This is a genomic window from Lysobacter korlensis (assembly GCF_042434515.1).
Window position 1 is genome coordinate 753,963 of the sequence record NZ_JBHLTG010000001.1, and the last position, 12,214, is coordinate 766,176.

At 68.7% G+C, this 12,214-nt stretch carries 11 protein-coding genes; 3 read left to right on the plus strand and 8 right to left on the minus strand.

All coding sequences use genetic code 11. From position 1 onward, the window contains the following. Positions 1-14: 14 nt before the first annotated feature. From ACFFGH_RS03375 to ACFFGH_RS03400, 6 genes are all read right to left on the minus strand, one after another. A complete protein-coding gene (locus ACFFGH_RS03375; protein ID WP_386664808.1) occupies positions 15-1,232 on the minus strand; it encodes a c-type cytochrome in 1,218 nt (405 codons plus the stop codon). After that, complete coding sequence (locus ACFFGH_RS03380) at positions 1,229-1,903, minus strand: cytochrome c oxidase assembly protein (protein WP_386667320.1); 675 nt, start codon at positions 1,901-1,903, stop codon at positions 1,229-1,231. The genes ACFFGH_RS03375 and ACFFGH_RS03380 overlap by 4 nt, the downstream gene beginning before the upstream one ends. Further along, positions 1,903-2,349 carry a hypothetical protein gene (locus ACFFGH_RS03385; protein WP_386664810.1) on the minus strand — a complete coding sequence of 149 codons (447 nt, stop codon included), beginning with the start codon at positions 2,347-2,349 and terminating at the stop codon, positions 1,903-1,905. The genes ACFFGH_RS03380 and ACFFGH_RS03385 overlap by 1 nt, the downstream gene beginning before the upstream one ends. Then, a complete protein-coding gene (gene ctaD, locus ACFFGH_RS03390) occupies positions 2,346-4,883 on the minus strand; it encodes a cytochrome c oxidase subunit I (RefSeq protein ID WP_386664811.1) in 2,538 nt (845 codons plus the stop codon). Before ctaD ends, ACFFGH_RS03385 begins: the two co-directional genes overlap by 4 nt. Further along, complete coding sequence (gene coxB / locus ACFFGH_RS03395) at positions 4,880-5,977, minus strand: cytochrome c oxidase subunit II (protein ID WP_386664813.1); 1,098 nt, start codon at positions 5,975-5,977, stop codon at positions 4,880-4,882. The genes ctaD and coxB overlap by 4 nt, the downstream gene beginning before the upstream one ends. 581 nt (positions 5,978-6,558) lie before the next feature. Then, positions 6,559-6,978 carry a DUF4124 domain-containing protein gene (locus tag ACFFGH_RS03400; RefSeq protein WP_386664815.1) on the minus strand — a complete coding sequence of 140 codons (420 nt, stop codon included), beginning with the start codon at positions 6,976-6,978 and terminating at the stop codon, positions 6,559-6,561. Between the two features lie 74 nt (positions 6,979-7,052). Here ACFFGH_RS03400 and pssA point away from each other — a divergent pair, with 74 nt between their 5' ends. From pssA to rimI, 3 genes are read left to right on the plus strand one after another with little or no spacing between them, the layout of a single operon-like run. Continuing rightward, positions 7,053-7,838, plus strand: coding sequence for a CDP-diacylglycerol--serine O-phosphatidyltransferase (gene pssA, locus ACFFGH_RS03405; protein ID WP_386664817.1), 786 nt, complete (start codon positions 7,053-7,055; stop codon positions 7,836-7,838). Further along, entirely contained in the window at positions 7,835-8,197 is a 363-nt protein-coding gene (locus ACFFGH_RS03410) for a hypothetical protein (RefSeq protein ID WP_386664819.1), read from the plus strand. Before pssA ends, ACFFGH_RS03410 begins: the two co-directional genes overlap by 4 nt. Beyond that, positions 8,194-8,676 (plus strand): ribosomal protein S18-alanine N-acetyltransferase, encoded by a 483-nt coding sequence (rimI, locus tag ACFFGH_RS03415; RefSeq protein WP_386664821.1) that lies wholly within the window; start codon positions 8,194-8,196, stop codon positions 8,674-8,676. The genes ACFFGH_RS03410 and rimI overlap by 4 nt, the downstream gene beginning before the upstream one ends. A 70-nt stretch (positions 8,677-8,746) precedes the next feature. Here rimI and ACFFGH_RS03420 read toward each other — a convergent pair whose 3' ends face one another. Together ACFFGH_RS03420 and ACFFGH_RS03425 are read right to left on the minus strand one after the other, a co-directional pair. After that, positions 8,747-11,548 carry a valine--tRNA ligase gene (locus tag ACFFGH_RS03420; RefSeq protein ID WP_386664823.1) on the minus strand — a complete coding sequence of 934 codons (2,802 nt, stop codon included), beginning with the start codon at positions 11,546-11,548 and terminating at the stop codon, positions 8,747-8,749. 201 nt (positions 11,549-11,749) lie between these two features. Further along, entirely contained in the window at positions 11,750-12,175 is a 426-nt protein-coding gene (locus ACFFGH_RS03425; RefSeq protein WP_386664825.1) for a DNA polymerase III subunit chi, read from the minus strand. Positions 12,176-12,214: the final 39 nt, after the last annotated feature.

Genomic DNA, 12,214 nt, shown 5'->3' on the forward strand with positions numbered 1-12,214 from the left:
CAGCGGAGCGGCGGTTATGGCGCTGCGGGCGGCTGGCTCGGCGCGCTGGCGTAATACGCGGCGAGTGCGTCGATCTCGTCGGCGCTCAGCGTCGCGGCGGTGATGTGCATGATCGGCGCGTACGCGGTGCCGCCGCGATGGCCTTGCTGGAACAGCTCCAGCTGAAGCGCGAGGTAATCCGCGTACTGCCCGGCCAGGTCGGGGTAGACCGAATTTCGCGCGACCGCGCCGGGGCCGTGGCAGTGCCGGCAGGCGGGGATGCGGCGCTCGCCGATGCCATCGGTCGCAATCGTGCGGCCGCGCGCGATCGCCGCCGGATCCGCCACGGTGCGAAGTTTCGCTGCCCCGACGACAGGGCCTATGCCGGTGTTCGCAAGCGACGCGTAATGCCGGGCCAGGGCGCGCATCTGCGCGTCGCTGAGCCCGGCCGCGATCGGCTGCATCACGCCGCTGTGGCGCTCGCCGCGTGCGAATGCCTGCAGGCTTGCGTACAGATAGGCCTCGCGTTGGCCGGCGAGCTTCGGAAACGCACCGGTCCCGCGTCCGAGCCCGTCATCGCCATGGCAGCGCGCGCAGTTGTCGAGCGTGGTCTGCGGCGGCATCGCGAGTGTGCTGAGGAACGCGCCGTCGCGACCGATGCCCGCTTCGGGCGTGGCATCGCCGTACGCGAGCCGGCGGTACTCGACCGGATCGAGTTCGGGCAGCTGCTTCAGGAACGCGACCATCGCCCAGACCTCGTCCTCGCGCTTTGGCGCGGGCCAGGCTGGCATCGCGGTGTACTTCAGGCCGTGTTTGACGATCCAGAACATCGCGGCGGGGTCGAGGTTCTGCACGTCCTTTTCGAGTAGCGGCGGCGTCGGCAGCATCTGCCGCGCGATCAGCGAACGCGGCTGCCCCGGTGCGCCGTGGCAGGGCGCGCAACCGGTTGCGTAATGGCCGGCGCCTTTAAGTACGAGCGCGGGCTCGTCGAGCGGCGGCACGTTCTTGCCGAGCGTGCGCATGCGCACCGTGTGGGTCATCACCATCTCGAGAAAGACGCGCGTGACCGGCCAGTGCGGCTGGTTCGCGGCGATCGATGGCAGCCCCAATGCGATGAACAGCAGGCCGCCGATGCCGAACGCGACCGCGATGCCAAGCACGCGGCAGACCGCGGCTTTCCAGCCGTCCTCGGTCAGGCATCGCCACGCGCGACGTGGCCAGTAGGCAAGCGCGCCGAGCAGCAGCCGGATCATCGTGGCGCTCCGCGTCGATCGCGCAGCAGCGCAGCCAGCAGCACCAGCCCGCCGGCAAGGTAGGCCGTGCCGCCGACGGCCAGCATCAGCACGCCGCCGAGCTGCTGGTCCTCCAGTGCGGTGAGGCCGAACCGCGAGGCGATCGCCGCCGCCTCACCGTGCGCGTACAGCGGCCGCGAGGCGCCCGCCAGCAGCACGCCGAGCAGGGTCATGTGCATCGAGGTCAACAGCAGGCCACCGACGCCGGCGGCTGCGCGGTCGCGCGAGTGCGCGCCGCCGAACGCCGACAGCCAGACCAGCAGCCCGGCCAGCAGGAAGCTTGCCTGCTCGGCCACCAGCAGCAGCGCGCTCTGGCGTGCGGCATGGTGCAGGGCGGGCGCGTGCCAGGCCCAGACGATCACCAGTTCGAGCACCGACGTCGGCACCGGCGCGAACAATGCGGGCGCACGGCGGACCGGATCGATGCGCGCGCCAGCCAGGCCGATCGCGATCAGCGGCGCGGCAACCGCGACGACCAACACGTGCATGCCCATGTGTGCGGTGAACAGATGCTGCGACCACTGCGGCAGCGGCCCCAGCCAGGCGGCGCCGAGTACGGCCGCACCGAGCGCCAGCAGCAGCCGTTGGCGCTTCTGCGCGCGAGGCAGCGGCGCGAACGCGACCGCCGCCATCACCGGCAGCTCCCGATGATCATCACGGCGAAGCTCTGGTAGACGACGGCAATGAAGCTCAGGCCGCACAGCAGCAGCGTCGAGAAGCCGAGGAAGCGGTGCCGGTCAGCTGCGGTCGGCGCATCGTGTGGCGCTGTTGCCGAACCCCAGCGGTGCTGCCGCAGCCCGCGCCAGCCGAAGAACGCGATCAGCGCGAGCGCAACGACGGTGTAGCCCACGATCACCCAGCGCGCCGTGCCCAGTGGCGCGACGCGCGAGGCCTTGGCGCACCACACCGCAGCGGTGACGTACGAAGCGAGCAGGTGCAGCGCCCAGACCGTCGGGCCGGTGGTCAGCATCCACAGCGTGCCCTGGTTTTCCGGCAGCCCGGCCTCGGCGCGCGCGCGGCCGGGCTCGTCGGGCGATTCGCGGTTCGGGTCGTGGTGGGCGGATTCGGTCATCGTCATGCGAGCAACGGAAAACCGGCGATTACCGCCACCGTCACCAGCGCGGTGACGGCAATGAAATGCCAGTACAGCGTGACGTTATGGATGTCGATGTCGTGCACGGCGGTCATGCGCCCGGCGGCGCGGCGTGCGATGCAGTACAGCTGCATGATCACGCCGGCGGCCGCATGCACTGCCGTCCAGCCTGCGAGCACCCAGACCGTGGCCGGGTACGCATGCTCGGTCGGGTCGAGCCCCGTCAGCCACGGGCCGGCCAGCAACGCCGCGCCGCCGGTCAATGCGAGCAGCGCGGCGAGCGTGGTTGATGCGTAGAAGCCGGCCTTCGCATCACGCCGGTTGAGGCCGCGCGCCAGCCAGGTCAGCAGCCAGGACGCGAGCAGCAATGCCAGTGCAATCGAAGGCCACAGCACGCCGGGACCGACCGACGGATCCGGCGGGAAATCATCGTGGATCGTCCAGAAGAAGAAGTAGCCGAACACGAGGCTGGAAAACGCCGTCATGTCGCCGACCATCGTGATGAACATCGCCCACCAGCCGACCGACTTCGGGCCCGAGGCGTACAGCGGCAGCGTCAAGTCGAGGCCAACGTCTTTTGCAGGCTTCTCCGGCTGCTGCGCGGTGCCGGTCCACAGCCACACGAGGATCGTTGCGAGCGCGAGCACGGCACTGATGCCGGCGGCGACGTACATCTTGAACACCGGGAAGATGAAGGCCCCGCCGGTGAACACCGCGGCCCAGAACGTCACGAACGTCGGGCCCGGTACGCGCAGGCATTGCTGCGGTTCGGCATCCAGCGTGGAGGTGATCAGCGTCTCGCGCTTTTCCTCCGCCGCATCGGGCAGGTAATAGCGCCCGGTATCGACCTCTTCCATCAGCTGCGGCTGGTCCCACAGCGGATAGCGCCCGCGGATGATCGGCACCGAACGCACGCCCCAGGGCTTGGCCGGCATTTCGGTCAGCCACTCGAGCGTGCCGGCCTGCCACGGGTTGCGTGGCGAGAGTTCGCGCTTGCGCGCGCTGCGCACGGCATCGAACGCGACGACCGCGACGCCGGCCGCGAATACGAATGCGCCGATCGTGGAGATCAGGTTCAGCACGTCCAGGCCCTGCCCGCCGGTGTAGGTAAACACCCGTCGCGGCATGCCGATCAGGCCGGTGAGGTGCATGGGCAGGAATGCGATGTTGAAGCCGGCGAACATCAGCCAGAACGCGACTTTGCCGGGCTTTTCCGACATCTGCCGGCCCGAGACCATCGGAAAGAAGTAGTACAGCCCCGCGATCACCGGAAACAGCATTCCACCGATCAGCACGTAATGCAGGTGCGCGACGATGAAGTAGGTGTCGTGTGCCTGGAAGTCGAACGGCGCGACCGCGACCATCACGCCGGTCAGCCCGCCGATCACGAAGATCGCGAGCGCACCGAGTACGAACAGCATCGGCACCGATCGCACGACCTTGCCGGCCAGCACCGTCGCGAGCAGCGCGAAGATCTGCACGCCGGTCGGCAGCGCGACGGCTTCGGACGCGGCCGAGAAGAACGCGAGCGAGATGTTCGGCATCCCGGTCGTGAACATGTGGTGCACCCACAGCCCGAAGCTGATGAAGCCGGTGCCCACCGCGGCCAGAACGATCCAGCTGTAGCCCACCACCGGCCTGCGTGCGAACGTCGGCACGATCATCGCGACCAGCGCGATCGAGGGCAGGAAGATGATGTAGACCTCGGGGTGACCGAAGATCCAGAACAGGTGCTGCCACAGCAGCGGGTCGCCGCCGCGGTCGGCATCGAAGAACGGCCAGTCGAAGCCGCGCTGCAGCTCGAACATGAGGTCCCCGGCGATCAGCGGCGGGAACGCGAGCAGGATCATCACCGCGACGACGAGGATGTACCACGCGTACAGCGGCATGAGGTTCAGTCGCATGCCGGGCGGGCGCGTCTTCAGCACGCCGACGATCAGTTCGACCGCCGCGGCGATCGACGCCACCTCGATGAAGGAGAGGCCCAGCAGCCAGATGTCGGCGCCATAGCCGTCCTGGTATTCGATCGTCAGCGGCGGGTACATGAACCAGCCGCCCTTCGGCGCCGCGTTGAAGAAGATCGAGCCGGCAACGAATACGCCGCCGATCACGAAGCACCAGAACCCGTACGCGGACAGGCGCGGGAACGGCAGGTCGCGCGCGCCGAGCAACTGCGGCAGGATCAGGATCGAGAACGCCTCGAAGATCGGCACGGCGAACAGGAACATCATCATCGAGCCGTGCAGCGTGAACAGCTGGTTGTACGTATCGGCGCTGACGAAGTCGTTGTCCGGCACCGCCAGCTGCGTGCGCATCAAAAGCGCGAGCACGCCGGCGAACAGGAAGAAGATGAACGACATCGACGTGTACCAGAGGCCGACCTCGCTGTTGTTGACCGCAGACCAGTAGCGAAAGCCCTTCGGCGTGTACCAGGCGCGGCTCAGCCGCTCTTCCTGCCCGCGGCGCACGTGCTCGGGTGGCAGCGGCGCGATCGCCGGCGTGTCCTGCGACGCGCTCATTGCAACGACTCCAGATAGGCGGCGAGGGCGTCGACCTCGTCCGCCGGCAGCATGCCGAACGGCGGCATCAGCACGTCGGGCTTGACCGCATGCGTGCGTGCGACCCAGCGGCGGAACGCGGGCGGTGTATTGGGCAGCACGCCGGCTGCGAGGCTGAGGCGGCTGCCGACGTGGGTCAGGTCCGGGCCCAGCACGCCATCGGCCGGCGTGCCGCGCACGGTGTGGCAGGCGCCGCAGCCATTGCTCGCGAACGCCTGCTGTCCGCGCTGCGTGATCGGCAGGCGCGGCGGCGCGGCGGGTATCGCCTGGTGGCGCAGCCAGCGCTCGAACGCGTCGGGCTCCATCACCACGACGACGAACTCCATGTACGCATGCGACGCGCCGCAGAACTCCGCGCAGGCGCCGCGGAACACGCCCGTGCGCTGCGGCTCGATCACGAGCGTGTTCACGCGCCCCGGAATCATGTCGACCTTGCCGGCCAGCGAAGGGATCCAGAACGAGTGGATCACGTCGGGGCTCACGAGCCGGAACTGCGTGCGCTGCCCGACCGGGATGCGGATTTCATTCGCCAGTTCGATCGCCTCGCCACCCGGGGGCAGGTAGCGCACGCGCCACCACCACTGCTCACCTGAGACTTCCACCTGCACGGAGCCCGGCGAGGCGGGCGCACGCAGCGCCGGCATCAGCGTCAGGCCATAGATCAGCAATGCGCCAAGGACGACGGTGGGCGTGACCACGCCACCGCCGATGATCAGCCAGCGCGCCGCCCGTGGCCCATGGCGCTCCGCCGCGGCGCGCGTTGCGTACAGCGCGACGCCGACCACGGCGACCCACACCACCACCGCGCCGGCCAGCATCACCCAGAACAGGCGCGCGACGCGCTCGGCTTCGACGCCGGCCGGGGCGAGTGTCGACTGGGGATTCGAACAGGCGGTGAGTACGAGCGCCGCGGCTGCCGCAAGCAGCAGCGCGGCGTGTGAACAGCATTGGCTATGACGACGGACCGGGCAGCCGGCTGCGCGGGCGGCACCGCCGCGTGTCGTGGCCGCAGATGCTGGGGCGCTGCAGGCTGGAAAGCGGCTCGCCGCCGTCACGCAACGCGCCCACGGGATCGGGTGGCACGGGCGGCAGGTGCCGCACTGCGGTTATTGCGACGGCCGGGCGATGTGATCGCACCGAGGACCGGGCATGCGCCACCCGCCGACCCACGCACGGGGCGACAGCAGGCTGCGCTGGCAGCGGGTCGGAATGAAGTGGAGCGACTGGGCACGGTGCGCGACTGGCCTGTCGGGACCATTGCAGGGTGGAGCGCGACCGGGCAAAGAAACGTGAACAACGCGGCGCGGATGTGTGGTCGCGCGTGTCGTGGCCAAGGATAGATGCGCGCCTACGGCAGTCGCACTGCGCTGCTGCGGGACTGCCGTTGGCGCTAGCCGGTCATCGATCAGGTACGAGCCGAGCCTAGATGCAGGCGTGCAGGTGCACGCCAGGGGGACGCGAGGCCGCGGACGCGGACCCGTCAGCATCGGTTGGCTGGCGCCTACGCGCGTACTACCAAGTATAGGCGAAGGCCGCCACGCGTGCCCGCCCCAGCGAAAAGCCGGTGGCTACAGAAACGCCGCGCGCCCGGATCGGCCGTGGCTCACACCGCCGGGTCCGGACGCCGCGTGATCGCTCAGCTGGTCTTCGCCGCCGATGCGCTGATCGGAGAGGCTTCGCAATGCACGTTGATCGCCGCCTGCGCGAGCTGCACCTGCGCCGCGCGCTGCTCGGGACTCATGACCCCGTCGGGCTTGCCGTCCTTGTCGGCATCCAGGCCGACCGGGCCGCTGCCCTGCAGCACCTTGAGGTTGCCGCGCGCGTTCGTGCAGTTCGCATTGACGACCGGCTTGGCCGCCACCGCGGGGGTTTCGCGCTGGCCGCCGAGCTTGCGGGTGGTGTGTTTCTGATCCGGCGGAAGATCGGTGTAGTGGGTCACGCCCTTGGCGTCCTTCCACTGGTAGATCTTCGAGGCCGAAGCCGGCAGGGCGAGCAGCAGGCCGACCGCGAGCCAGCACAGGCGGCGGATCGGGGCGCGGCGGGGGACGCGGTTCATGACGGCTCCGGGGGCGGAAATCGGCCCGATTGCAGCACCCCGGCGCACACCGGGCAAGCAGTACACTTGAAAAGATGGACCCGACGCACATGCCCGCGCCTCCAGCGAGCCGGCCACGCAGCCGCGGCATCTACCTGTTGCCGAATCTGTTCACGACCGGCGGGCTGTTCGCGGGCTACTACGCGATCATCGCGGCCACCCAGGGCCGGTTCGCCGACGCCTGCATCGCGGTGTTCGTCGCCGCGCTGCTCGACGGCCTCGACGGCCGCGTCGCGCGCCTGACGAACACCCAGAGCGAGTTCGGCGTGCAGTACGACTCGCTCGCCGACCTGATCAGCTTCGGCCTGGCCCCGTCGCTGATCATGTACCACTGGGCGCTCGCGTCGATGCGGCTCGACGGCGTCACTCCCGGCAAGATCGGCTGGATCGCCGCGTTCCTCTACGCCGGCTGTGCGGCGCTGCGGCTGGCGCGCTTCAATTCGCAGGTCGGCCAGGTCGACAAGCGCTGGTTCATCGGGCTTGCGAGCCCCGCTGCGGCCGGACTGGTCGCGAGCTTCGTCTGGACCTGCGTCGATTTCGGCCTGGACGGTTCGCAGCTGCGCTACGCGGCGCTCGCGGTGACGGTCGTGGCCGCGCTGCTGATGGTGAGCCGGCTGCGTTACTACAGCTTCAAGGCCAGCGGCCCGCGCAACGACCGCGTGCCGTTCCTGGCAATCATCGTCGCGCTCGCGGCGCTGGTCGGCGTTGCGATCTATCCGCCCGGCGTGCTGCTGACGATCTGCGGCGGCTACGCGATGGCCGGGCCGATGTATGCGATCTACCGGCGCGCCCGGCGCCTGCCGGCCGAGGGGCAACCATGACCGCGCCGTGGGATGCCCAGCAGCGTGAGTGGCTGCAGGCGATGGGCTTCGACGTGCTCACGCTTCAGGCGCAGGCGGCTCCGGCCGTGCGTGAGGCACCGGCGGTGCAACCCGCATCGCAGGCTCCAACGCCGACGGCCGAGACCGAGATAGACCCCGCCGCGCCGCTGATCCAGGCGTTGCTGCGTGCAGCACGTTGCGACATCGAGGCGATCGTGGTGGCAGAGGTGATGATGATCGATGGCGGACTGTCGCGACTGCGGGCCGACCCGGCTGCCAAGCGTGCGCTGTGGCCTCGATTGCGCGCACTGCGTGCGAAGACAGCGGCCGGGAGTGCTGATCGCGGGGCAACGCGATGAACGCGCTCGCACAGGCCGCAGCGCCCGGCATCACCCTGCGCCCGATGCGCGAGGACGACCTGGACGCGGTCTACGAAATCGAGATCCGCGCCTATCCGTTTCCGTGGACGGCCGGCATCTTCCGCGACTGCCTGCGCGCCGACTATCCGTCGTGGGTGCTGCTCGAGGACGACCGGGTCATCGGCTATTTCCTGTTGAGCCTGGCCGCCGACGAAGCCCACGTGCTGAACGTCTGCGTGGCGCCGGAGCGCCAGGGCCGGGGGCACGGTCGTCGGCTGCTGCGCTCGATCCTGCAGCTTGCGCGCGGACGTGGCGCGCAGCGGGTGTTTCTGGAAGTGCGGCCGACGAACCACGGCGCGATCGCGCTCTACGACTCCGAAGGTTTCAATGAGATCGGCCGCCGCCCGCGCTACTACCCGGCCGCGAACGGGCGCGAAGACGCGCTGGTGATGGCGATCGAGCTGCTGCCGCCGGAATAGGCCCGGGCCGTGCCGCGACGCGCGGCGGCCTTGCGCTCCCGCCATTACGCCGGCCGCGCGGATACGGCGATCAGAGCTTCTCGCGCTGCACGGCCAGTGCTTCACGCTGCGCGTTCCAGTCGGCCAGGCGCTTGCGTTCCTGCTCGACCACCGCCGGCGGCGCGTTGCTCACGAACGTTTCGCTCGAGAGCTTGCCATTGCACTTGGCGATCTCCGCATCGACGCGCTTGAGCTCTTTGTCCAGGCGGGCGCGCTCGGCATCCAGATCGACCAGGCCTTCCAGCGGCACCAGCAATTTGAGTTCGCCAACCACGGCCGCGGCCGAAGCCGGTGCGTCGTCGGCGCTTTCGATCAGGTCGATGCGTTCGAGCTTGTTGAGGAAGCGCAGCTGCGATTCGAAGCGCTGCACGCGCATGCGTTCGGCATCGCCAGCGCCCGCCACCAGCAGCGTGACCAGCTTGGCCGGCGGCACGTTGAGTTCGCTGCGTACGCGGCGCAGGGCCGAGACCATGTCCTTGAGCCACTCGACGTCATCGGTCGCTTCGCCGAACTCGGCGACATCGAGATCGGCTGCGCTCGGATACGGCCGCAGCATGATCGTCGACTCCGCGATGCCGAGCTTCGGCGCCACCGCCTGCCACAGCTCCTCGGTCACGAACGGCACCAGCGGGTGCAGCAGCGAAAGCAGGCGCTCCAGCACGTACAGCAGCGTGTGCCGCGTGCTGTCGGCCGCCTGCGCGTCGTCGCCGTTGAGCGCGGGCTTGGCGAGTTCGACGAACCAGTCGCAGAAGCTGTTCCAGGCGAATTCGTACAGCGACTGCGCGAGCAGGTCGAAGCGGTAGTCGGCGAAATGCTGTTCGGCCTCGGCCGCGACGCGCGCGAGCTGCGCGAGGATCCAGCGCTCGGCATCGGTCTTCGGCTGCGGCATGCCGCTGAAGCTCGCGCCTTCGGTGTTCATCAGCACGAAGCGCGTGGCGTTCCACAACTTGTTGCAGAAGTTCTTGTAGCCTTCGGCGCGACCCAGGTCGAACCGGATATCGCGCCCGTGCGTGGCGAGCGCACAGATCGTGAAGCGCAGCGCGTCGGCACCGAACGCGGGAATGCCGTTCGGGAATTCCTTGCGCGTGGCTTTCTCGATCTTCTCGGCCATCTTCGGCTGCATCAGGCCGCTGGTGCGCTTGGCCAGCAGGTCCTCCAGCGAAATGCCGTCGATCAGGTCCAGCGGATCAAGAATGTTGCCCTTGGACTTGCTCATCTTCTGGCCCTGCGCGTCGCGCACCAGGCCGGTGATGTAGACGTGCTTGAACGGCACTTCGCCGGTGAAGTGATCGGTCATCATGATCATCCGGGCGACCCAGAAGAAAATGATGTCGAAGCCGGTGACCAGCACGCTGGACGGCACGTAGCGCTCGAAGCCGCGCTCGCGCATCAGCTCCGCATTCGGCCAGCCCATCGTGCTGAACGGCCACAGTGCCGAAGAGAACCACGTTTCCAGCACATCGTTGTCCTGCCTCAGCGCGAAATCGCTGCCGAGGCCATGCGCCGCGCGCACTTCGTCCTCGTTGCGGCCGACGTAGACGCGGCCGGCCTCGTCGTACCACGCCGGGATGCGGTGGCCCCACCAGAGCTGGCGGCTGATGCACCAGTCCTGGATGTTTCCCATCCAGTGGCGATACGTATTGATCCAGTTGCCGGGCACGAACTTCACGGCTCCGCTCTCGGCTAGCTCCAGTCCTCGCGCGCCCAGCGTGTCCATCTTCACGAACCACTGGTCCGTCAGATACGGCTCGATCACCTGGCCGGTGCGGTCGCCGCGTGGCACCTGCAGCTTGTGCGGCTTGGTCTCGACCAGCAGGCCGGCAGCCTCCAGATCGGCGAGCACCGCCTTGCGTGCATCGGAGCGATCAAGGCCGCGGTAGGCGGCCGGCACGCCGGCCTCGTCGGCCATCGCGCCGTCGATCACCTTCGCATCCAGCGTGAAGATGTTGATCAGCGGCAGCGAATGCCGCTGGCCGACCGCGTAGTCATTGAAGTCATGCGCGGGCGTGACCTTGACCACGCCGGTGCCGAACTCGCGGTCGACGTATTCGTCGGCAATCACGGGGATCTCGCGACCGGTCAGCGGCAGGGTGACGGTGCGACCGATCAGCTGCGCGTAGCGCTCGTCTTCGGGGTGCACCATCACCGCGGTGTCGCCGAGCATCGTTTCCGGGCGCGTGGTCGCGACCACGAGCGAGCCGCTGCCATCGGTCAACGGGTAGCTGATCGACCACAGCGAGCCGTCTTCTTCCTCGTTGACGACTTCCAGGTCGGAGATCGCCGTCTTCAGCACCGGGTCCCAGTTCACCAGGCGCTGGCCGCGGTAGATCAGGCCCTGCTCATGCAGTTTCACGAACGCCTCGGCCACCGCGTCGGCCGCCATCGGGTCCATCGTGAACACGCTGCGCGTCCAGTCGCCGGACGTGCCGAGCCGGCGCATCTGGCGCTCGATCGTGTCGCCGGATTTCTGTTTCCAGTCCCAGACTTTCGCGATGAAGCCGTCGCGGCCGAGCGAATCGCGCGTCTCGCCGTTGCCTTCGAGTGCGAGATTGCGCGAGACCACCATCTCGGTCGCGATGCCGGCGTGGTCGGTGCCCATCTGCCACAAGGTGTCCCGGCCGAGCATGCGGTGGTAGCGGATCAGCGCATCCTGCAGCGTGTGCTGGAACGCATGACCCATGTGCAGCGTGCCGGTGACGTTCGGCGGCGGCAGCAGGATGCAGTACGGCTCGCCTTCGCCGCGCGGCTGGAATACGCCGCTCGACTCCCACTGCTGGTACAGGCGGGTCTCGAACTGGGTCGGGTCGTAGCTGGGCGAAAGGGCAGTGGTCATGGAGGTGCGCAACCGGAAATCGATGTTTGATACGTGGCCGGTGCATCGCTGCGTTGCACCGGTTCGGGATGGCGTCGCGGCGTTCGCGAATGCGGCGCGGCGGTGGGCAGGTCCGCGTTCCGCAAGGCGTACTGCGCGCCGACGCGAAAGCGTTTGGCGTTGAAGCCGGCGCGAAGCACGACCGGCGCCGTGCCGCAGCGCTTACATATCGTATTTCTTGAGCTCGAGCCCGCGCGCCTGGTACTGCTTCCAGCGCTCTCGCAGCGGCCCGCGGGCGGACTCGTCGGCCGGCACCACCTCGAGCACGCGGTCGAAGCTGCCCTGCACCGCGGCGTCGCGCAGGTTGATCACCAGCGGCCGCATCGGCGCATCCGCGGACGGGCCGGCGATCAGGACGTCGGCCTCGTCCTCGTCCTCGTCGAGCCCGGCGATCTGATGCGGGATGTATGCGTCCTCGCCCATGTCCCAGAGCAGGTCGTCGAGTGCCTCGGCCTGCGCGTCGTCGCGCGCGAGGATCAGCGTCGGCAGCCCGGCGGCATGCGCCTTGCGCACGAGCTCGCAGACCAGCCGCAACGGCTGCTCGCGGAAACGCGGCGTGGTGATGAGGTAGAAGTCGGCGCGGGGCATCGGCGGTCAGGCGGGCAGGGCGGATGGGCGGGCGACGAC